The sequence below is a fragment of the Sorangium sp. So ce1036 genome, from assembly GCF_051369805.1.
Taxonomy (GTDB): Bacteria; Myxococcota_A; Polyangia; order Polyangiales; family Polyangiaceae; genus Sorangium; species Sorangium cellulosum_F.
Genome location: NZ_JBBMOX010000001.1, coordinates 7949713 through 7970155 on the forward strand (window position 1 = coordinate 7949713; position 20443 = coordinate 7970155).

Below are 20443 nucleotides of genomic sequence, written 5' to 3' on the forward strand. Positions count from 1 at the left end.
TCACCCGAACCCCGCCTCGCTCGGCGGCGCGACGGCCTCGCCGCCCGCGGCCTGGACGGGCAGGCGCGGGAACCACAGCGCCACGACGAAGCCGACGACGGCCATGGCCGCGATGATCCAGAACACCGTCGTGAGGCCGGACATGAGCGCCGCCCCGAGGTGCTCCATGACCGACGGATCGAGGCCCAGCGCCCCCTCCGGCGCGAGGAGCCGGCTCGCGGCGTCCGCGGGGATCGACGCGTCCTTCGCGAGCTCCGCCGAGAGCACGCCGCCCATGATGCCCACCGCGACCACGCCGCCGAGCAGCCGGGAGAACATCGTGCTCGCCGTCGCGATCCCGCGCTGCTCCCAGGCGACGCTGCTCTGCACCGCGATGAGCAGCGCGACGTTGGACAGCCCCATGCCCACGCCGAAGACCAGCGTCGAGAGGCGCAGCACGACCGGCGAGTGCGCGCCCCCGAGCGCGAGCGCGAGCCCCGCCGCCGCGGTGAAGCCCAGGCCGACCCAGATGAGCGGCCGGAAGCCGACCCGCGGGATGAGCCGCCCCCCGATCGCGCTCGCGATCGGCCAGCCGATCAGCATCGGCGCGATGGCGCTCCCGGCGTCCGTGGGGCTGCCGCGCAGCACGCCTTGCACGAACAGCGGCACGAACGTGATCGTCCCCATCATCGCGCCGCCGATGATCGCGCCGGCCACGTTGGAGGTGAGCATCACCGGGCGCCGGAAGAGCGGCAGCGGGATCATGGGCTCCGGCGCCCGGCGCTCGACGGCGACGAACGCGGCGAACAGCGCCGCGGCCGCGACCGCGGCGAGCAGCGTCGTCTGCGCGCCCAGCCTCCCGGTGGCGACGAGCAGCGCGACCACGCCGGCGGACAGGACCGCCGCGCCGAGGACGTCGAGCGCGTGGCGCCTCTTCTCGATGCGCTCGTGGAACGCGGTCAGGACGAGCCCCGCCGACGCGAGGCCGAACGGGATGTTGATGTAGAAGACCCAGCGCCAGGAGAGGTAATGCACGATGAGCCCGCCCAGCATCGGGCCCGTGATGCCGAACAGCCCCCAGGCCGCCCCGAAGACGCCCTGGATCCGCGCGCGCTCGTCGAGATCGAAGATGTCGCCCGAGATGGTCATCGCCATCGGCTGCATGGCCCCGGCGCCGGCGCCCTGGAGCGCGCGGAAGGCGATGAGCTGCGGCATCGAGCGCGCCGCGCCGCTCGCGATCGAGCCGAGCAGGAACACGGCGATCCCGAAGAGCATGACCGGCTTGCGGCCGTAGATGTCCGACAGCTTGCCGCAGATGGGCACCAGCACGGACGAGGTGAGCAGGTAGGCCGTGGTGACCCAGGCGTACTGGTGAATGCCGCCGAGGTCGCCGATCACGGTCGGCATCGCGGTGGCGACGACCGTGGACTCGAGGGCGGCCATGGCGAGGGCGAGGATCAGTCCGAGGACGGTGAGGCCACGATGGGTCTTGCGTTCTGAAGGCATGCAGAGCGGGGGATGTGGAGGCGGGATTCGCCAGGGCAAGCGTGCCACCCCCCGGCGTCGCGCGTCGAGGAGGCGCGCTCACGCCAGGACTCGCGCAGACCCATCCACCAGGATGGCAGGGGCGGCCCGGCAGGGCGCCGATGATCGAGCGACGCCCCTCACGATCCAGGGTATCCTTCGATCGAGCCTGCGCCGCGCTCCATCGGCGAGGGGAGCACGCATCGAGCGCTGACCGCGGGGACGACCGCGAGGAGGGGAGCGGGATGTCTGCAATGGAAGCTTCCTCCCGGGAGGGGAGACTGATGGCGACGCTCGAGCGCCTGCTCGAGCTCCCGGCGGCCGAGCTGCGCCAGTCGCTCAACCAGGCGAGCCAGCTCCTCGCGGACGCGCTCGGCGCCGACAAGATCGATGTCTTCCTCTACGACCGCAGCAAGCAGACCTTGCGCGCCCTGGGGACGAGCAACACGCCGATGGGCCGGCTCCAGCAGGAGCTCGGCCTCGACGTCATGCAGGTGGCCAACGGGGGCTCGATCGCCGACGTCTTCACGACGGGCGAGCCCTTCAGGAGCGGGCACATGGACCAGGTGGCCGGGGAGCTGGCCGGCTTGGTCCACAAGCTCGGGGTCCGGTCCCACATCGCGGTCCCGCTCGAGGTCGAGGGCGAGCGGCGCGGGGTCGTGTCCGCGCAGTCCGCCCGGCCGGAGTTCTTCACCGAGGTGGACCTCCGCTTCCTGATCGCGGTGTCGCGGTGGATCGGCGCCCTGACGCACCGGGCGGAGCTGGTCGAGCAGGTGACCGCCGCGGCGGTCGTGCAGGGCCGGCGCGAGGCCGCCGAGGAGCTCATCACGGTGCTGGCGCACGACCTGCGCAACTACCTGGCCCCGCTCACGAGCCGCCTCGAGCTCCTGCGGCGGCGCGCGGCGGCCGAGGGCCGCGCCGCCGACGTGCGCGACCTCGCCCGGGCGAGCGACTCGGTCGATCGGCTGAGCCGCATCATCTCGGATCTGCTGGACGTCGAGCGGCTCGAGCAGGGGCTCTTCGAGATCGTCCCGCAGCCGGTCGATCTGGTCGCGCTGGCGCAGGAGGTCGCGCTGGCGCTCGACACGCCGAGCAGCGAGGTGCACGTCCAGGGCCCGCCGGAGCTCGTCGTCGTGGCGGACCGGGAGCGCCTGCAGCAAGCGCTGCAGAACCTCGTCAGCAACGCGGTCAAGCACTCTCCCGGAGGGCAGCCGGTCGTCATCCGGCTCAGCACCGAGCTGCGCGAGGGGAGGGCGCTCGCCCACGTCGACGTGGTCGACCTGGGCTCGGGCATCCCGCCGGAGCTCCTCCCCCGGCTCTTCGAGCGCTTCGTGACCGGCGGCGGCAAGGCGTCGGGGCTCGGGCTCGGGCTCTACCTGGCGAGCCGGATCGCCGAGGTCCACGGGGCCACGCTGACCGCCAGCTCTCGTCCAGGCAACGGCGCGACGTTCCGCCTCAGCCTGCCGGTGAGCGGTCCGCCCGACTGCGCGGGCGCGGCGTGAGGGTGCTCCGTCGCCTCCGCGCCTGGCTCGATCGCGCGCTCTCGCCCCGCGCGCCCGCGTCCCCCGACGTCGCCGACGTCGAGCGACCGGAGGACGAGCCGCCCGGCGCGCCCGCCTCGCCCGGGGACGACGGGATCGTGGCCCTGCCCATCGAGGACGCGATCGACCTGCACACGTTCGCCCCGCGCGACGTCGCGTCGGTGGTCGAGGAGTACCTCCACGAGGCGCAGCGGCGCGGCTTCCGCGAGGTCCGGGTCATCCACGGTCGCGGCAAGGGCGTCCAGCGCCGCGTCGTCCGGGGCGTTCTCTCGCGCCACCCGGCCGTCGACGGTTTCCGCGACGCCCCGGCCTCGCGCGGCGGCTGGGGCGCCACGGTGGTGTGGCTCAAGCCGGCGGACGGCGGCGACGCCTCCGCCTAGGCGGCGAGCGGCGGCGTCTCCGAGGTGACCCCGGCGATCCGGCAGGGCGCCACCGCCTGGCACATGTCACAGTCGCGTCGCCATGCCGCGTTCCGTCCGTGTACGCAACCTCGCAAAATCTCTGAATATTTCGGATACCGAGCTCCTGGTCTGGCTCGCGGAGAACGCGCCAGCCGCGGACGCCCGGCATCCGGCGGATTTTCTCCCGGCGGAAATCGCGGAGCGGGCGCAGCAAGCGCTCGGCCGGCCCCCGCCGCCGGCGCCGGCCCCGGAGCCGGTCGAGCGGCGCTGCGCCGAGTGCATGCGGCTGCCGGCGAAGGCCGGGGTCCGCGTCACCCCGGCGGACGCCGATGCAGTTTGCGACATGTGCGGCAGCTCTGCGAACAAGCGCGCCGCGCTCGCGATGATCGGGGCGTTCCGGGCGCGCGGGCTCCGCAGGCTGCTCGTGGTCGGCGGGGGGCCCGGCACCGCGGAGGACCTGCGGCAGCTCCTCTCGGGCGAGGTCGACATCCGCATCGTCGACGGCGAGGGCCACCGCAACGCGGCCAAGGCCGACGCCGATCTCCGCTGGGCCGATGTGGTCGCGGTCTGGAGCTCGACCATCCTCTCGCACAAGGTCTCGAAGCTCTACACCGATCAGCGCGCCTTGTTCCGCGACAAGCTCGTCACCGTGCCGAGGCGCGGCGTCGCCGCGCTCTGCCTGGCCGTGACCGAGAAGGTGAGCGCGCCGGCAGGATAGCCGGGCGTCCGGCTATCCTGCGCCCGCCTCGCCGGTGCCGCCCTCGTCAGGCCAGCTGCTCTTGTGCTCGGCGCTCGACTCGTAGGTCACCGACCCGTCCCCGTGCAGGACGCCGGGGATCACCTCGTTGCCCGACCCGCCGTCGCGCGGCGCATCGACGGGCTCCGTCTGCGCCTCGCGCTCGCCCGCCTCCCCCTCGCCTCGCGCCGCCTGCTCGCGCGCTCCGCTCGCGCCAGCGCTCCCCTGCGGCCGCACGCCCGCATCCGGCGGTGTTGCGTTCTGCCCCGCCGCGCTCGGATCGCCGACGCTGCCCTCGGAAATACCGCCGTAGCCCGGCGGGCCGGCGGCGGGCCTGTCGGCCCCGCGACCTGCCGCATTGCGCTCGTGTTCCGCCATGATGCTCTCCTCCGAGAGCGGTTTGAACAGCAACGGACATGCCACGTGCGTCGATCGACGCCGATCGCGCGTCGACCCCGCAGCGCGGCCACGGAGCGGCGGCTGCCCTGGAATCGGGAATTGGCACGTCCGGCGGCTGTCCCGGAATCACGCGTCGGCGTCGGCGAGGGGTGTCGGGGAGCGTCTGGGGCGGTCAGGCGGGGCGGCCGTTCAGCCGCACGCGGCGGAGGGTGCGCCGCGCGTGGGGCACCCAGCCGCGGAAGTGCCAGCGCGCGGACATCGCCAGGCCGCGGAGCCACTCGTCGGCGCCGTACGCCACCCACACGCCCACGAGCCCCCAGCCGAGGTGCACGCCGAGCAGCCAGGACAGCCCGACCGCCACGGCGAACATCGAGATGACGCCGACCCCGACCGGGAAGCGCGCATCGCCGGCCGCCCGCAGCCCGTTGATGACGACCAGGTTGATCGTGCGGCCCGGCTCGACCAGGAGCGTCAGCCAGAGCAGCTTGGAGCCGATGGCGAGCACCTCGGGATCGCTCGTGAAGAGGCCGAGCAGCCGGGGGCCGAGCAGCGCGGTGGCGAGCACCACGGTCACGCAGACGCACAGCCCGACCACGAGGCCGCCGCGCACCTGGCGGTCGGCCCCGGCCAGCTCGCCCGCGCCGACGCGGTGCCCGACCACGATCTCGGTCCCGAACCCGATCGCCAGGGAGAACAGGAGCAGAAAATGCACGATCTGCATCGTGTACGTGTGCGTCGTCAGCGCCGCCTGCCCCATGTCGGCGACCATGGCCAGGATGATCATGTAGCTGATGCGATAGGCCACGTTCTCGCCCGCCCCCGGCAGGCCGATGTGCAGCACCTCGCGCAGGCGGCCGGGCCGGATGCGCCAGTAGTCCTCGAAGCTCGCCCGGATCCCGAGGAGCTCGCGCCACAGCCGGTGGTGCATCCAGAAGGAGAGAGCGCGCGCGATCACCGCGGCCAGCGCGAGCCCGTTCATGCCGAGCCCGGGCCAGCCGGCGAAGCCGAACATGAGCGGCAGGCTGAGCGCGAGCTGCACGGCGTACATGATGAGGATGAGGCGCAGCGTCGCGCGGGTGTGTGTGTGCGCGCGCAGCACCGCGCCCAGCGAGAAGTTCACCGCGTCGAACGCCAGCATCACGCCCACGGCGACCAGGTACGGCTGGGCCATCGGGAACAGCGACTCCGGCAAGCGCATCAGCTCGAGCAGCGGCCTCGCGCCGACCGCGATGACGCCGCAGCTCAGGACCCCCATCCACAGGTTGGCCGCCAGCGCGGCCCGCGCGACCTGATCCGCGCCGTCGCGGTCCCGCGCGCCGAGGTACTGAGTGACCACCACGCTCGCGCCGAGGCTGACGAAGCGAAAGGTGATCATGAACGTCAACATGATCTGGTTGGCCAGCCCGTACGCGGCGGCGGCGCCGTCCGACAGGCGGCTGACGAGCCACACCCCGAACACCCCCACCAGCATGTGCAGCAGGTGTTCGCTGAAGATGGGCCAGGTGATTGCAAGCAGGCGAGGACGTGGAGGTGGCGAGTGCGACATAAAGGATTGGAGGCTCGCAGCCTACTCCGCCTGGAAGCATCCCGCCACAGCGGACGAGAACCAAGTAATACAGGCCACAAATTCTCACTCGGACACGCCGGTCGCGTGGGCGGGAGTGGCCGGAGAAGTGGAGAGCTCGTTTCCCGGATCACAACACGCTCCGGGGCGAGCCGGCGGCGCGACGCCGGGCTCGCGCGATCGCAGGCCGCCTGGCCGTCTGTAGGCCAGGTCGTCGCGCGGCGCAACGCCGCGCGCTCCCGCCGATGCGGAGCGGCCTGTTCGTCCAGGCGGCGTCGGGTCTGTATGCCTCCTTGCTCGCGCCTTCCCGGCTCGCCCTCGCCTCGATTACCCTGGGACAAGGCGGCATAGGGCACCTTCGCCCCCCGGCGCCTGGAGGCTCGGATGTTGAGAATGCATCACAAGGCAGGATGGCTCTTGGCCGCAGCCGCGGTTGCGTCGTCGACCATCGCCGGGTGTTCTTGTGGGGACACAGGCGCGCCGCCCATGACGCCGCCCGGCGCCGGGGGCGGCGGCGGCGGTCCTGGCAGCGGGAGCGGCCTCGGAGGAGCCCTGTTCCCCGCGGGCAACGGCGGGTCGGGCTCGGGAATCGGCGACGGGGAGGGCGGCGGCTGCGTGGGGCTCGAGTGCCAGCGGGTCGTCTGTGACGGCGGCGCGAAGACCACCGTGAGCGGCACCGTGTATGAGCCCGCGGGGAAACTACCGCTCTACAACGTCATCGTCTATGTCCCCAACGCGCCGCTGGCCCCCATCCCCGACGGGGCGAGCTGCGACCGGTGCGGCGTGACGCTGTCCGGCGCGCCGATCGCGACCGCGCTGACCGACACCGCGGGGCGGTTCGTGCTGGAGGACGTGCCGGTCGGCGAGGACATCCCGCTCGTCGTCCAGATCGGCAAGTGGCGGCGCCAGATCCTCCTGCCGAAGATCGAGGCGTGCGTCGACAACCCGACCGAGGACGGGGCGGTCCGCCTGCCGCGCAACAAGGCGGAGGGGCATATCCCGAAGATCGCGCTGTCGACCGGCGGCCTCGACGTGCTCGAGTGCCTGCTCTACAAGATGGGCATCGACGCGGCGGAGTTCACGCCGGAGGCGGGCGACGGGCGCGTGAACCTGTTCGCCGGGCGCGCGATCGACGGCGAGAGCGCCACGAGCCGGTATCGCGCGGGCCTCAACGACGGCGCGGACTTCTCCGCTTCCACGGAGCTCTGGAGCTCGCTCGACAGCCTGATGCGGTACGACATGGTGATCCTGTCGTGCGAGGGGTCCGATTTCGCGCGCGACAAGCCGGAGGCGTCGCGCCAGGCGATGTTCGATTACGCCTCGGCGGGAGGGCGCGTGTTCGCGTCGCACTGGCACAATTACTGGCTCCGGTCGGGCCCGGGGCGATTCCCGGAGACGGCGGACTGGGAGGAGGAGAGCGACCCCGACGACGGCCTCCCGGTGCTGGTCGACGCCACGTTCCCGAAGGGCATGGCGCTCCGGGACTGGCTGGTCAACGTGGGGGCGTCGACCGTGCCGGGGCGGATCGAGATCAACGATCCTCAGCACTGGGTCAACTCGGTGAACGGGGAGATCGCGACGCGGTGGCTCTACAACGAGCGCGACGACGAGTTCGAGGCGCGCCCGGGGGTCAAGTACTTCACGTTCAACACGCCCATCGACTCCCCGGAAGACACGCAGTGCGGCCGCTTCGTGTACACCGATATCCACGTGGCGGCGCAGGACATCCCCGGCGTCCCGTTCCCGAGCGGCTGCACGGACGACGACGGCGAGACGCACGAGCTCTCGCCGCAGGAGAAGGCCCTGCTCTTCATGCTGTTCGACCTGTCGGCCTGCGTCGCGCCCGACGACGAGCCGCCGCCGGTCCCCGTGCCGCGCTGATCCATCGCCGGCGCCGCGCCGTCCGCCGACCGCGCGAGGCGCGCTCCCGACTGGACATCCAGGGATCGCACGGCCTCGACGCGCCGGGCAATCATGACGTTCTTGGCATGGACACGCGCTTCACCTGGGTGGTCATCCGACCACCAAGGGGAGCCAGGTACACATCACCGGATCTCACGGATCTGGGCCCGTGCCGCTCCGCATCAAGCGCAGCGCAGCAGCGCGGATCCGTCCGGATCCGCGACGCGGCATGAATCTTGCGGTTCAAGTTGGCGAAGTTGGCGAAGTTGGCGCTCGTCGGTTGTACACATCCTCCTGGCGAGGCCGGGCGCCGTGGCGCGGCCTCGCCATCACGCTTCCTTCGGCCGCAGGCCGTTGCCGGGCCGCCGGGCGCTGGGAGCGGTCATCACGGTAGGTTGCCCCACGGGCGGCACCAGCGTCGGTCGCCTTCCACGCGTGACGCATGGGGCTTGCCAGGGCGCGGCGCTCCCCGTTTAATGCCGCGCCTCACGGACTTCCCTTGGAGAACACGATGAAGAACGATTCGCTTCGCGGTAGGTTTGCACGGTCGAGGTGGTCATTCGGCCTCGCCGTGGTCGCGCTGCAGGCAGCCATGCTGGCCGGCTGCTCGGACTCGCCCGATGACGGGAGCTCGGGCGGCGGCGGCGGCGGAACGGAGGCGACCACCGGCCCGGGCACGACGACGGGGGGCGGCGCCCCCACGACGACCGCCACCACGGGGACCGGCGAGCCCACGACGACGACCGCCACCACGGGGACCGGCGAGCCCGCGACGACGACGACCGCCACCACGGGGACCGGCGAGCCCGCGACAACGACGACCGCCACCACGGGGACCGGCGAGCCCGCGACGACGACGACCGCCACCACGGGGACCGGCGATCCCACGACGACCACGGGGACCGGGCCCATGGGCAATACCCCGGTGGAGCGTCACGGCTTCCTCAGGGTCATGGGCAACCGGATCGTGGGGGAGACCCACACCGAGCCGGTGCAGCTCAAGGGCATGAGCCTGTTCTGGAGCCAGTGGGGCGGCAAGTACTACAACGCGAACGTCGTCAACACGCTGGTGGACGACTGGGGCTCGACCGTCGTCCGCGCCGCCATGGGCATCGAGGGGGAGGACGGATACCTCACGAACGCGGAGACCGAGAAGGCGAAGGTGAGGACGATCGTCGACGCGGCGGTCGCGAAGGGCATTTACGTGATCATCGACTGGCATGATCACAACGCGGACATGCACGCGGAGCTGGCGAAGAGCTATTTCCGCGAGGCGGCGAGCGCGTACAAGGACGTGCCCAACGTCATCTTCGAGGTCTTCAACGAGCCGGTCAATCAGAGCTGGTCCACGGTGAAGGGCTATGCCGAGGCGGTGATCGGCGAGATCCGCGGCCAGGGCGCGAACAACCTGGTCATCGTCGGCTCGCCGAACTGGTCGCAGGACGCGGACGTCGCGTCGAGGGACCCGATCACCCGGTACCAGAACATCGCGTACACGCTGCACTTCTACGCGAACACGCACCGGGGATTCCTGCGCGACAAGGCCACGACCGCCCTCAACGCCGGACTGGCGCTGTTCGCGACCGAGTGGGGCACCTGCAGCGCCGACGGCAACGGTCAGCTCGATCTCAACGAGTCGCAGACCTGGCTCGACTTCCTGGAGAGGAACCACATCGGCTGGGCCAACTGGGCGCTGAACGACAAGGCCGAGGCGTGCTCCGCGCTCAACCCCAACGCGCGCGAGACGGGCGGCTGGTCGAGCAACGATCTGACCCAGTCGGGCGCCTGGGTGAAGTCGAAGATCCCGGACTGATCGCGGCCGGGCCGCCTGGGCCGGGGAGGTCTTGCCGGGCCGCCCGGCCCCCGGCGGGGCAGGCGGGGCTCACCCGTCCTTCTGCTTGCTGTCCACGGTGAGGGGCCGCCCCGCACAGAAGGGGCACTGGTCATGAGAAGACCAGTCCTCGTCGTCGAGACCGAACCTCCGAAGCTGCTCGAGCTCCCATGCACGCACCTCGGGCGAAAGAGGAGCGGTACAAGTGGGCTTGTGTGGTATGGAACGGCTCAGCATGGACGGTCCCGTTCGGTTGTGCTCCGGAGAGCGATTTCGGGATCTATCGCATGCAGCCCGACGACGCCCGCGAAATCGGCCGGTCAGCGAGCGCACGCTACCCAAGGGGCACGCCGGAGCGCAGGCCCCGTGAGCGACGACCCCGGAACGAGCTTCGGTGACAACGTACTAGGCCGATCGCGCCGCGCGCAGCCGCTCGGCGACCTCGCGGCGGCGCAGCTTGCCGCTCGTCGTCTTGGGCAGATCGCCCGGCGGCACCAGGACGACCTGGTCGATCGTGACGCCGTTCGCCCGCAACGCCTCCCGCACGCGCTCCGCGAGCCCCGCGTGCTCGGCGGCCTCGGCGCGCGTCTCGGCGACCACGTAGACCGCCTCGGTCTGGCGCTCCTCGACGTAGAGCCCCACCGCCACCACGCACCCGGCCCGGACGCCCTCGACCCGGGAGGCGATCTCCTCGATCACCGAAGGGAGCATCGTGTGCCCGCCCTTGATGATCACCTCCTTCTTCCGGCCCGTGACGAACAGCGTCCTTGCGTCCATGAACCCGAGATCGCCCGTGCGCAGCCAGCCGCCGGCCAGCGCCTCGGCCGTCGCCTCGGGCTCGTCGAAATACCCCTCCATCGCGGTCTCCGAGCGCACCTCGATCTCGCCCACCGTCCGCTCGGAGACCGGGTTGCGGCCCTCATCCACGATCCGGACCTCCGTGTGCGGGATCGGCGTCCCCACGCCGACCAGCTCCAGCGAGAGGGGCCCCGGCGCCGCCTCCTCCACGCGGCCCTCGCGCTCTAACAGCCCGCGATCGACGGTCAGGACGCGCGGCTTCGCGAGCAGCTCCGGGAACGTCACGGCGACGGTCGCCTCGGCCAGCCCGTACACCGGGAAGAACGCCTCGACGCGGAAGCCGCACGGCGCGAACGCCTCGGCGAAGCGGCGGAGCAGCGCGGGAGAGATCGGCTCGGCGCCGATCATCGCGCACCGCCACGCGCTCAGATCGAGCCCCGCCTCCACGGCGCGGCGCGCGAGGCCGACGCAGATGGAGTATGCGCTCGGCGGCCCCAGCGAGATGACGCCCCGGATGCTCGACATCTCCGACAGCCACGAGAACGGCCGCGTCCGGAACTCGAGCGGCGACAGCATGTGCACGGGGAAGTCGTTGAAGAGCGGGAACAGCAGGCCGCCGACCAGCCCCATGTCGTGGTGGAGCGGCAACCACGACACGCCGCCCGCCCCCTCCCCGCGCACCGGGAGCCGCCGGCTCATCGCGTCGAGGTGCAGCATCAGCCGCTCGTGCGGGATGACCACGCCGCGCGGGTGCCCGGTGCTGCCGCTCGTGAGCTGGATGAGCGCGGGGCCCGGCGCGTCGTCCGGATCCGGCAGCGGCCCCGCGGGCCCCGCGGCGAGCAGCGGCTCGGCCGCGAGTTGCAGGAGGTCCGCCCCGTCGCCCTCGCCCTGCGCGAAGCCGAGCAGCGCCGACGAGACCACGAGCGCGCGCGCGCGCACGCGGGCCGCCGTCCGCCGCAGCTCGCCAAGGAACGCCCCGACGTCCGTGAGCCGGTAGGGCACCCCGACCTGGATCGGCACCGCGCCGAGCGCCCAGACGCCGAAGAGGCACGGCACCGCCACCTCGACATCCGTGACGAGCAGGAGCACCCGGTCGCCCGGGCGAACCCCCGCCGCGAGCAGACCCGACGCCGCGGCGCACGCGCGGCGCCAGTACTCCGCCCACGACCACCCGACGAACGCGCCCTGGTCCTTGTGGTAGAACCCGGGCCGCTCCGGCGTCGCCTCGGCCCGCGCCCGCAGCAGGCCCGCGACGGTCCGCGCGCTGGGGCCGCGGCTCACGGCCCCCGCCTCGGCTCGGGGGAGGGCGCGACGCCGAGGCGATCGCGGCCGCCGGGCTTGGTCGCCACGATCATGTACTCCAGCGCGGTGCGGCGCGCGAAGGAGAGCCGGCCCACGGTCATGTACGTCTGGAGCAGCCGCGAGAAGCCGGGCGCGCGCGCCTCGATCTCGGCGCGGTGCGCGCGCACGTTGTCGATCCACCGGGCCACCGTGAGCACGTACGAGCTCGTGAGATCCTCGACGCGCCGGACGTCGAGCCCCGCCTGCTCGATCATCCCGAGCTCCTCGGCGAGCGAGATCAGCCGGCAGTAGCCGAGCGCCTGGACGAAGATGTACTGCGTGGCAGAGCTCTCGCGGTCGCCGCGGGCGCGCGCCGGGAAGTAGCAGTCCGAGATGAGCAGCCTGCCGCCCGGGCGCAGCGCGGCGGCGACCTTCTGGTGAATCCGCTCGCGGTTGTGCATGTGCACGATGCTGCCCACGAAGAGCACGGCGTCGAGCGACCCGGGCGCGAGGTCGAGGTCCTCGATGTGGGCGAGATCGATGCGGACCCGCGAGGCGACGCCCGCCCGATCGGCGCGGCGGAGCGCCTCCTGCCGCTGCCTGTCGCTCAGCGTGACGCCCCAGAGGCTGCCGCCGGTGCGCTCGGCGAGGTAGATGAGGTTCGAGCCCCAGCCGCACCCGACGTCGAGGATGCGCTCGCCAGGCTGGATGTCGAGCTCGCGACGGACCCAGTCGAACTTCCGCTCCTGCGCCGCCTCGAGGCTCTCCCCGGGATCGAGGAAGATGCCCGTCGCGTAGGCGAGGCGGCTGTCGAGGACGCGGGAGAAGATCTCCGGGTCGTTCTCGTAGTGAGCGGCGACCTCTCGCCGCTCGTGCTCCCGCTGCTCCTCGGGCGTCCGGGCGAGGGCCTCGCGCTCGGCGCGCGTGCGCGCCGCGATCATCGCGCGCCTCCCCGGCCGCCCCGGGCCGCGAGCTGCGCCTCGACGAACGCGATCACGTCGCCCACCGTGTGGATCGAGGCCTGATCGGGCGCCGCGAAGTCCGGGGCGACGATCTGGAATCGCTCCTCCAGCGCGACATTGACCTCGATGAGCGCCAGGGAGTCCACGCCGAGGCCGTTCTCGAGGGACAGGTCGGGCGTCACGGCCTCGACGTCGATCCCGCATCGCTCTGCAATGATGGTGCGGACCTCTCGGGCGATCTCCGGATCTCCCCCGCCCGCCGCCTGCGGCTGCCTCCTCGGCGCCGCCTCGCTTCTGTTCATCGCGCTCTCCTGCTCAGGGTTCGGCGCGCGCGACCTTCGACACGCCGGCGCGAAGAAGCTCAGCGCCAGCGCAGGTCACGGCCGTGATGGGCCGTACCATGCTCGCGATTCGCCGTCCATACTGGAAGCGCCCGCCCGGCCGCTCGAACGCTGCGCGGCGCGCTCCGCGCCCGCGCAGGTCAATCGCCGAAATCGCCACCGAAATCGCCGCCGTCGTCGTCGCCCCACCCGCCGTCGTCGCCCGCGTCGCCGGCCCCGTCCCCGTCCTTCCCCCCGTCGCCGCCGCGATCGGCGTTCAGGAGATCGGGATTCGCCGAGGCCTCCTGCGCGGTGCCGAGCATCGTGCCCGCCGGGTTCATCACGATCACGTGCGGAGGAGACAGCATGTGCATGAACGAGGTCAGGAGCATCATGTCCAGCATCACCCCGAGCGGGCTCGGCGGATAGTAGACCAGGAACGGGTCGTAAGCCGGGTGCGTGGGATTGACCTCCTTCGCCCCGGCGCCCTCGGCCGGCGCGCCGTGGACGACGCGCGCGTCGGCGTGGCGCTGCTCCACGCGCGCCTCGGGCATCGACGTCTTGAGGGCGTCCTCGAGCCGGCCGACGAACGACTCGAACTGAAGCCGCGCGGTCTCGAACAGCGCCGCGTCCTTCGCGAGCGGCTCGACGCGTCGGCGGTAGTCGTCCGCGGACTCGCCGGGTCGCGGCTCCAGGTCCCGCACGCGGCCGCCGACGGAGACGATCGCCGCCGGCTCGTCCTGGTCGTGCTCGGTCCGGGCCCGCGTCTCGATGACGAGGTGGAGCCCCGCCTCCTCGTGCTCGGCGGCGAACCGGAGCTCGTCGAAGCCGCGCCCGAACACGGAAGCATGCTCGGAGAGCGCGAGCACGAGGTCGGGCAGATCGTCCGGCTTGCCGTCGGTGTCCTGGAAGATGACCGTGTCGTCGATGATCAGCGAGAGCGCGTTGCTCACCCCCAGCCGGCCGAGCGCGCGCCGCACCTGCTCGACCACGGCGGTGGCCTCGAGCTCGACGCGCACGCGATCCGTGTCGAGGTCCACCGTGGCGCCGATGCTCCGCTTGAGCTTCTCCCAGAGGGAGGGGTTGCGCTGGATGACGCTGCCCTTGAGCGTCACGTGGATCTGTCCGATGAGCCGCATGCGCCGTACTTAGCACCACGGCGCCGCGCCGTGCGCCGCATCCGGCTACCCGAAGGTGATCCGCTGCGCGACGCGCTTGTACGCCTGCTCGACCACGCGGCGGGCGTGGTGGATCGGGTTCGACGTGGGGAACTGGAGCGAGGGCGGCGCGCTCTCGCGGTCCTCGGGCGCCGCCTCCGCGAGCCGGCGCGCGAGGGAGCCCACGGTGTCGACCTCGAAGTCCCTCGAGTTCTCCTTCAGGAAGCGGCAGAGTCCGCGGAGCCGATCCATGTTGAGGCGGTTCGGGTGACCGCGGCGCGCCGACGCCGAGTCGAGGAAGTAGAACTCGAACGAGTGGGTCACCAGCGTGACCTCCCGGACCCCGAGGGCGCGGTAGCGCATCAGACAGTGCTTGATCTCGTCGAGCGTCACCGCCGTGATCTGGAGGTGCCGAAAGCGCCTCGTGGGCTCGATGAAGTTCGTGATCGGCAGCTCGTAGACCCCCTCCTCGGGCGTCTCGAACAGGCCGAGCCGCGCGCCGGGATACTGCATCTTGCAGTTCTTCTTGAAGTAACAGGGGTTGTAGTTGCTGCTCAGCACGAGCCCCGCGCGCTTCATCGCGCGCCAGGTGTCGTTGCTCGCGCCGAAGTTGCCTGCGCGGTAGCCGAGCAGCTCGCCCGCCGGGATCCCCGCGCGCACGAGCAGGTCGCGCCCCTCGAGGAGCAGCCGCGTCTGCTCCTCGACCGGGTAGTCGGCGATGTCGTCCGAGATGCGGGGCTCGCCCCGGGTGTGCCAGTCCGCGCGCCGCTGCACGGGGTGCACGTGGAGCTGCACGTCGTGGCCGCGGCCGTGCAGCGCCTGGCACACGCTCGCGAGCCCGTCCATCCCGAAGCTGTACGAGCCGATCGCCTCGACGAAGAACGTCCCGCGCTGGCCGCACGCCTCGAGCTCCCGCATGATGAGCTCGATGCCGAGGGGCTCGCGCTGGTTCACGAAGCGGCCCCAGATGCGGAGGTCGTAGCCCATCGCGGGAGACTTGGTGGCGCCGTCGACGCGCTCCTCGGCGCACTCCACGTCCACGGTGATGTAGACCCGCGTCCTCGCGTCAGCCATCCCCAGCACCTCCCTCACCGCGCTTCTGAAGGACCATCGTGATCGTCGGCGACACGAAGCCGACGTGCATCCCGAGCGGCCCGAGCAGCCGGTTCGCCGCGGCGAGGGCGAGGAGGCGCGGCGCCGACGCGCCCATCTTGGCCTTGAGATCGACGATCAGCCGGCCCCGATCCTGCTGCGAGATATCGGCGTAATCGCCGAAGCCGTACCTGAGCTGCCACGGGTACACGCTGTGGATCTCCCTGCCCGGGAAGTACGAGCGCAGCGCGTGAGGCACGTAGTTCACCAGGACGCGGCGGCTGTGGACGTCCACGGGCCAGGCGCGGTTGCTCGTCCCCAGGATGACGATGAACCCCCACGGCGCGAGCACCCGGTCGATCTCGCGCTGGACCGTGTGCAGGATGCCGGGAGGGACGTACTCGAGCACGCTGTTGCAGGAGACGAGCTCGAACTCCCCGCTGGCGAACGGCATCTGGGTCGTGTCGGGGATATGCAGGACCCGGACCTTGTCCGAGACCCCGTACCGCTCGACGTTCAGCCGGGTCACCTCGACGAAATCGGGGTTGACGTCGATCGCGGTCACCTCCGCGCCGAGCGCCGCGAGCACGACCGAGGTGCCGCCGAGGTGGCAGCCGAACTCGAGCACCTTCTTGCCGTTGACCGAGGTGAAGAGGTCGTCGAAGACGTGCCGGCTGTGCTGCCACTCCCAGTCGACATACCCCCCGATGAAGCGGTGGTCCGGGTCCCACCCGTGACGCCGGGCGCACTCGCGGAAGCGACGGTCGGCCTCCGCGTCCAGGACAGCCGGCGGAGCAATGGCGTTCTGACTGGATTCACTCATCGGTCAAGGATCAAGCGTCGGGCGTATCCCTGGTCTGCAGGGGTGCCCGGTAGATGGCGAAGAGGAACGGGGAGAACCAGGGGTTCGCCTCGCCGGGGACGAGCCGGCGCGCGAGGGCCTGGATGGGCGGAACGAGCTTCCAGACGACACGCCGCGCCAGGAGCGGCGCCTCGTCGTCCAGCCAGAAATCGAAGTGGCCGCCCGTGTAACGGGCCTGGACGATCTCGGCGCCGTTGCGGCGCGCGGCGGCCTCGAGGAACGGCAGGTTCATGATGCGGGTGTTGTGGCCGTTCAGGTTCTTGCGATCGAACAGCCAGTGGAGCGCCCTCTGCCCGCCGGCGAAGTTCGGCATGCCCACCACCACGGTGCCGCCCGGCTTCACCATCTCGAAGTGCCGATCCACGACCGACCCCGCGTCATCGAAGTGCTCGATGAACCCGAAGGAAGCGACGATATCGAATTTCTGCTCGGGCTTCCAGGTGAAGAAATCCCCCTTCTCGATCTTGCCGACCTGGAGGCCGCGCTTCTTCAGCTCCTGTTCGATGACGCCCGGGTCGCAGGCGTAGTCGAGGCCGTAGGCCGTGTACCCGAGGCGCCCGCAGAAGTCGGCCAGGATGCGGCCCGGCGCACAGCCGATCTCGAAGAACGACAGACCCTCGCCGCGCGGCAGGAAAGGCGCGACGTCGTCGTAGAGCTCGCAGCCGCCGCCCAGGTCCTCGGCGCCGATGTAGCTCTTCCAGTGGTTCTCCCAGTACTCCTGTGACGTGAGCTTCAACGCCGCCTCCTCGATACCGTGACGTCGCGGAGGGCCCTGCCGGTGAGCCACCGACAGGGCGCCGCGCCGCTGCTGCCCGCCCTCGCATGCCGCCGGATGCAGCGCGAGGGCGGCCCGTGTGGACCCGGATCCTAGAGGACCGGCAGGCCGACACGCAAGCCGGCCGAAGGAGGCCGGCCTCCCGCCGCGCTACGAGGCGGCCCCCTTCTCGAGGCGCTCGCGCAGGAGCCCCTCGAGCGTGGCGAGCGCCTTCGAGAAGCCGTCGATGCCCTCGCTCAGCTTCTCGCTCGCCATCCGGTCGGCCGCGTGCATCGCGCGGAACGTCGCCTCATCCATCCTGATCTTCTCGATGCTCATGGCGCGCGCCGCCTCCGGATCGAGCTTCCTCGGCAGATCGCCGCGCGCGGACGCGAGCTCGGCGAGCAGCTTCGGCGCGATCGTCAGGAGGTCGCAGCCGGCGAGCTCCTTGATCTCGTCGATGTTGCGGAAGCTCGCGCCCATCACCTCGGTCTTGTAGCCGTGCTTCTTGTAGTAGTTGTAGATCCGCGTGACCGAGACGACGCCCGGGTCCTCGGCCGGCGGGTAGCTCGCCCGGCCCGTGTCCTTGAGGTACCAGTCGAGGATGCGGCCGACGAACGGCGAGATGAGCGTCACGCCCGCCTCGGCGCACGCGATCGCCTGGTGCACGCCGAAGAGCAGCGTCAGGTTGCAGCGGATGCCCTCCTTCTCGAGGACCTCCGCCGCGCGGATGCCCTCCCAGGTCGAGGCGATCTTGATGAGGATGCGCTCGCGCGAGGCGCCGGCCTCCTCGTAGAGCCGGATGATGCGCCGGGCCTTGTCGACGGTCGCCTGGGCGTCGTAGGAGAGCCGCGCGTCGACCTCGGTCGACACCCGGCCGGGGACGATCTTGAGGATGCGCAGGCCGAAGTCGACGGCGAGCCGGTCGATGGCGAGGCCGACGATCGCGCCCGCGTCGGCGCCCTGCCCCGCCTCCTTGCGGGCCCAGCCGAGGGCGCCGCTCACGATGTCGGTGTACTCGGGCATCTGGGCCGCCGCCGTGATGAGCGACGGGTTGGTGGTCGCGTCCTGCGGCCGGAACTTCTCGATCGAGTTGATGTCGCCGGTGTCCGCGACGACGACGGTGTACGCCTTGAGGCGCTCCAGCAGGTTCTGGTCCATGGCGCCCATTGTACGAGCAGCCGGCCAGGGCGCCTCAAAAGCTTTCATGACCCCGGCGGCGGGTGGTGGCCTCGTCTGGGGGGCTCACCGGAGGGGCTGGAGTGTAGGCGGGCCACAAAATAGGCCCGCCGGAACGCAAGCCCCGGAGGTGAGCCCCCCAGACGAGGCCACCACCCGCCGCCGCCCGCCCGCCGCTGGATGCACGGCCCGCGCTGGCCTATGGACAGCGGCCGTGGAGCCGCCCCCCACCTCCGTCGCGCAGCGCGTCCTGTCCGCTTACGACGAGCGCCTCGCCGTCCTGCGCGCCGAGGCGAGCGCCCTCGATCGCCGGTCGAGGACGTTCTCGCTCCTGCGCGGGCTCTCGTTCGTGGCCGCGCTCGCGGCGGGGGGGTACGCGCTCTTCGGCCAGGCGCCGCGGCCCGTGGCGTACGGCGCCGCGGCGGTGACCGCGGCGTTCCTGGGGCTCCTCGTCGCGCACGCGCGCCTCGTCACCCGGATGACGGAGGTCGAGCAGCGCATCGGGCTCTACGCGCGCGGCAAGCGGCGCGTCGCCGGCGATTTCGCCGATTTCCCCGAGCGGGGCGACCGCTTCGCCGCGCCGGACCACGACTACGCGGGCGATCTCGACGTGTTCGGGCAGGCGTCGCTGTTCCAGCTGCTCTCCGTCGCCCAGACCGGCGAGGGCGAGGCCACGCTCGCGGCCTGGCTCACGGGGCCCGCGGGGGCGCCCGCCGTGGCGGCGCGGCAGGAGGCGGTGCGCGAGCTCGCCGGCCTCGGCGCGTTCCGGGAAGAGCTCGCCGTGGTGGGCCTGCAGGCCGGGGCGCGCGGCCGCGAGGCCGGCCCGCTCATCGCGTGGGCCGAGGCGCCCCCCGCGCTGCTCGGCGCGGAGGCGCGCGCGGGCTTCGGCCTCCCCGTGCGCGCGCTCGTGACCGCGGCGAAGGTGCTCGTGCCGCTGACGCTCGCGGGGCTCGCGGCGGCGCAGCTCCTCCCCGCCGAGCAGCTCGGCCCGCTCCGCCACGCCTGGCTGCTGCCGCTCGCCGCGCAGTTCCTCGTGCTGGTCGCGCTGCGGCCCGCGACCGAGCCGATCCTCGCCGCGGCGTCGTCGCGCGAGGCGCCGTTCGCGCGGTACCGGCCGCTCCTCGCCTGCATCGAGCAGCAGGCGTTCTCGTCGGCGCTGCTCCGGGAGCTCAAGGCCGAGCTCGCGGGGCCCTCCGGGGCGCTCGCGTCGCGGGAGATGACCGCGCTCGAGACCCGCGTGGGCTACGCGGATCTGCGCCACAGCGGGCTCATCCACCTCGTCGCCGACATCTTCCTGCTCTGGGACGTGTGGTGCGCGCTCGCCCTCGAGCGGTGGAAGCTGCGCGCGGGCCGGCACGTGAAGGCGTGGATGCGGTCGCTCGGGCAGGTCGAGGCGCTCGCGAGCCTCGCCACGTTCGCGCACGAGAACCCCGATCACGCCTACCCCGACGTGCAGGACGGCGAGCCCCGCTTCGCGGCGACCGGGCTCGGCCACCCGCTCCTGCCGCGCGGCCGCCGGGTGACCAACGACGTCGCGCTCGTGGGCGCGGGCGCGGCGCTGCTCGTGACCGGCTCGAACATGTCGGGCAAGAGCACGCTGCTGCGCGCGATCGGGGTGAACGCGGCGCTGGCCCTCGCGGGCGCGCCGGTCTGCGCGTCGTCGCTCTCGCTGTCGCCGGTCCGCGTCCGGACGAGCATGCGGATCAAGGACTCGCTCGAGCACGGCGTGTCGCACTTCTACGCGGAGCTCACCCGCCTGAAGCGCGTCGTGGACGGCGTGAACCAGGGCGAGCCGGTGCTGTTCCTGCTCGACGAGATCCTCCACGGCACGAACGCGCGGGAGCGCCAGATCGGCGCCAGGGCCGTGGTGCGGCACCTGGTCGCCCGCGGGGCGATCGGCGCGGTGTCGTCGCACGACATGGGGCTCTCGGTGCTGGAGCAGGAGACCGCGGGCCGGGTGCGCAACGTGCACTTCGAGGAGCTCGTGGTCGACGGCAAGATGAGCTTCGACTACAAGCTGAAACCCGGCGTCGTGACGAGCGCGAACGCGCTGCGGCTGATGAAGATCGTCGGGATCGACGTCGACTTCTCGGACGGCGAGCGCGCGGCGGCGCAGGCCGCGGCGGCGCAGGCCGCGGCCACGACGGCGCGGGAATAAGCG

18 protein-coding genes are annotated in these 20443 nt (G+C 72.0%); 6 read left to right on the forward strand and 12 right to left on the reverse strand.

Features of this window, described 5'->3' with window-relative positions; genetic code table 11:
* Entirely contained in the window at window positions 1-1485 is a 1485-nt protein-coding gene (locus WMF31_RS29905) for an MDR family MFS transporter (protein ID WP_436605211.1), read from the reverse strand.
* Window positions 1486-1787: 302 nt separating this feature from the next.
* On the opposite strand from WMF31_RS29905, the gene WMF31_RS29910 reads away from it, so the two are divergent.
* The 3 genes from WMF31_RS29910 (at window position 1788) to WMF31_RS29920 (ending at window position 4163) form a co-directional block, all read left to right on the forward strand.
* On the forward strand, window positions 1788-3005 hold the full coding sequence (locus tag WMF31_RS29910; RefSeq protein WP_436605212.1) for a sensor histidine kinase: 1218 nt from the start codon (window positions 1788-1790) through the stop codon (window positions 3003-3005).
* Window positions 3002-3424 carry a Smr/MutS family protein gene (locus WMF31_RS29915; RefSeq protein WP_436605213.1) on the forward strand — a complete coding sequence of 141 codons (423 nt, stop codon included), beginning with the start codon at window positions 3002-3004 and terminating at the stop codon, window positions 3422-3424. The genes WMF31_RS29910 and WMF31_RS29915 overlap by 4 nt, the downstream gene beginning before the upstream one ends.
* Before the next feature lie 82 nt (window positions 3425-3506).
* Complete coding sequence (locus tag WMF31_RS29920; RefSeq protein WP_436605214.1) at window positions 3507-4163, forward strand: hypothetical protein; 657 nt, start codon at window positions 3507-3509, stop codon at window positions 4161-4163.
* Window positions 4164-4175: 12 nt separating this feature from the next.
* Here WMF31_RS29920 and WMF31_RS29925 read toward each other — a convergent pair whose 3' ends face one another.
* Together WMF31_RS29925 and WMF31_RS29930 are read right to left on the reverse strand one after the other, a co-directional pair.
* Window positions 4176-4559, reverse strand: a complete 384-nt coding sequence (locus tag WMF31_RS29925; RefSeq protein WP_436605215.1) for a hypothetical protein — start codon at window positions 4557-4559, stop codon at window positions 4176-4178.
* 193 nt (window positions 4560-4752) lie between these two features.
* Window positions 4753-6051 (reverse strand): MATE family efflux transporter, encoded by a 1299-nt coding sequence (locus tag WMF31_RS29930; protein ID WP_436605216.1) that lies wholly within the window; start codon window positions 6049-6051, stop codon window positions 4753-4755.
* 579 nt (window positions 6052-6630) lie between these two features.
* Between WMF31_RS29930 and WMF31_RS29935 the strand changes: the two genes are divergently transcribed.
* A complete protein-coding gene (locus tag WMF31_RS29935; protein WP_436605217.1) occupies window positions 6631-8025 on the forward strand; it encodes a carboxypeptidase regulatory-like domain-containing protein in 1395 nt (464 codons plus the stop codon).
* A 507-nt stretch (window positions 8026-8532) separates the two neighbouring features.
* Here the strand turns inward: WMF31_RS29935 and WMF31_RS29940 are convergent.
* A complete protein-coding gene (locus tag WMF31_RS29940) occupies window positions 8533-8958 on the reverse strand; it encodes a hypothetical protein (protein ID WP_436605218.1) in 426 nt (141 codons plus the stop codon).
* Between WMF31_RS29940 and WMF31_RS29945 the strand changes: the two genes are divergently transcribed.
* Complete coding sequence (locus tag WMF31_RS29945) at window positions 8957-9859, forward strand: glycoside hydrolase family 5 protein (protein WP_242515940.1); 903 nt, start codon at window positions 8957-8959, stop codon at window positions 9857-9859. The two genes, WMF31_RS29940 and WMF31_RS29945, sit on opposite strands and share 2 nt — an antisense overlap.
* 423 nt (window positions 9860-10282) lie before the next feature.
* Here WMF31_RS29945 and WMF31_RS29950 read toward each other — a convergent pair whose 3' ends face one another.
* The 8 genes from WMF31_RS29950 to WMF31_RS29985 all read right to left on the reverse strand — a co-directional run bounded on the left by WMF31_RS29950 (window position 10283) and on the right by WMF31_RS29985 (window position 18264).
* On the reverse strand, window positions 10283-11956 hold the full coding sequence (locus WMF31_RS29950) for an AMP-binding protein (protein ID WP_436605219.1): 1674 nt from the start codon (window positions 11954-11956) through the stop codon (window positions 10283-10285).
* Window positions 11953-12897 (reverse strand): SAM-dependent methyltransferase, encoded by a 945-nt coding sequence (locus tag WMF31_RS29955; RefSeq protein ID WP_436605220.1) that lies wholly within the window; start codon window positions 12895-12897, stop codon window positions 11953-11955. The genes WMF31_RS29950 and WMF31_RS29955 overlap by 4 nt, the downstream gene beginning before the upstream one ends.
* Window positions 12894-13220, reverse strand: coding sequence for an acyl carrier protein (locus WMF31_RS29960; protein ID WP_436605221.1), 327 nt, complete (start codon window positions 13218-13220; stop codon window positions 12894-12896). The genes WMF31_RS29955 and WMF31_RS29960 overlap by 4 nt, the downstream gene beginning before the upstream one ends.
* A 179-nt stretch (window positions 13221-13399) precedes the next feature.
* Entirely contained in the window at window positions 13400-14377 is a 978-nt protein-coding gene (locus WMF31_RS29965) for a hypothetical protein (protein WP_436605222.1), read from the reverse strand.
* Between the two features lie 45 nt (window positions 14378-14422).
* Window positions 14423-15469, reverse strand: coding sequence for a polysaccharide deacetylase family protein (locus tag WMF31_RS29970; RefSeq protein ID WP_436605223.1), 1047 nt, complete (start codon window positions 15467-15469; stop codon window positions 14423-14425).
* Entirely contained in the window at window positions 15462-16310 is an 849-nt protein-coding gene (locus WMF31_RS29975; RefSeq protein ID WP_436605224.1) for a class I SAM-dependent methyltransferase, read from the reverse strand. The genes WMF31_RS29970 and WMF31_RS29975 overlap by 8 nt, the downstream gene beginning before the upstream one ends.
* A 10-nt stretch (window positions 16311-16320) precedes the next feature.
* Entirely contained in the window at window positions 16321-17085 is a 765-nt protein-coding gene (locus WMF31_RS29980) for a class I SAM-dependent methyltransferase (protein WP_436605225.1), read from the reverse strand.
* 189 nt (window positions 17086-17274) lie between these two features.
* Window positions 17275-18264 (reverse strand): transaldolase, encoded by a 990-nt coding sequence (locus WMF31_RS29985; protein ID WP_436605226.1) that lies wholly within the window; start codon window positions 18262-18264, stop codon window positions 17275-17277.
* Between the two features lie 232 nt (window positions 18265-18496).
* On the opposite strand from WMF31_RS29985, the gene WMF31_RS29990 reads away from it, so the two are divergent.
* Window positions 18497-20440 carry a MutS family DNA mismatch repair protein gene (locus WMF31_RS29990; protein ID WP_436605227.1) on the forward strand — a complete coding sequence of 648 codons (1944 nt, stop codon included), beginning with the start codon at window positions 18497-18499 and terminating at the stop codon, window positions 20438-20440.
* Window positions 20441-20443 lie beyond the last annotated feature (3 nt).

Coding starts and splice junctions, on each gene's coding strand:
- WMF31_RS29925 (WP_436605215.1), bottom strand. CDS start 4,559: ATGGCGGAACACGAGCGCAATGCGGCAGGTCGCGGGGCCGACAGGCCC.
- WMF31_RS29970 (WP_436605223.1), bottom strand. CDS start 15,469: ATGGCTGACGCGAGGACGCGGGTCTACATCACCGTGGACGTGGAGTGC.
- WMF31_RS29960 (WP_436605221.1), bottom strand. CDS start 13,220: ATGAACAGAAGCGAGGCGGCGCCGAGGAGGCAGCCGCAGGCGGCGGGC.
- WMF31_RS29930 (WP_436605216.1), bottom strand. CDS start 6,051: ATGCTGGTGGGGGTGTTCGGGGTGTGGCTCGTCAGCCGCCTGTCGGAC.
- WMF31_RS29975 (WP_436605224.1), bottom strand. CDS start 16,310: ATGAGTGAATCCAGTCAGAACGCCATTGCTCCGCCGGCTGTCCTGGAC.
- WMF31_RS29920 (WP_436605214.1), top strand. CDS start 3,507: ATGCCGCGTTCCGTCCGTGTACGCAACCTCGCAAAATCTCTGAATATT.
- WMF31_RS29955 (WP_436605220.1), bottom strand. CDS start 12,897: ATGATCGCGGCGCGCACGCGCGCCGAGCGCGAGGCCCTCGCCCGGACG.
- WMF31_RS29940 (WP_436605218.1), bottom strand. CDS start 8,958: ATGGGCCCGGTCCCCGTGGTCGTCGTGGGATCGCCGGTCCCCGTGGTG.
- WMF31_RS29910 (WP_436605212.1), top strand. CDS start 1,788: ATGGCGACGCTCGAGCGCCTGCTCGAGCTCCCGGCGGCCGAGCTGCGC.
- WMF31_RS29935 (WP_436605217.1), top strand. CDS start 6,631: ATGACGCCGCCCGGCGCCGGGGGCGGCGGCGGCGGTCCTGGCAGCGGG.
- WMF31_RS29965 (WP_436605222.1), bottom strand. CDS start 14,377: ATGCGGCTCATCGGACAGATCCACGTGACGCTCAAGGGCAGCGTCATC.
- WMF31_RS29945 (WP_242515940.1), top strand. CDS start 8,957: ATGGGCAATACCCCGGTGGAGCGTCACGGCTTCCTCAGGGTCATGGGC.
- WMF31_RS29905 (WP_436605211.1), bottom strand. CDS start 1,485: ATGCCTTCAGAACGCAAGACCCATCGTGGCCTCACCGTCCTCGGACTG.
- WMF31_RS29985 (WP_436605226.1), bottom strand. CDS start 18,264: ATGGACCAGAACCTGCTGGAGCGCCTCAAGGCGTACACCGTCGTCGTC.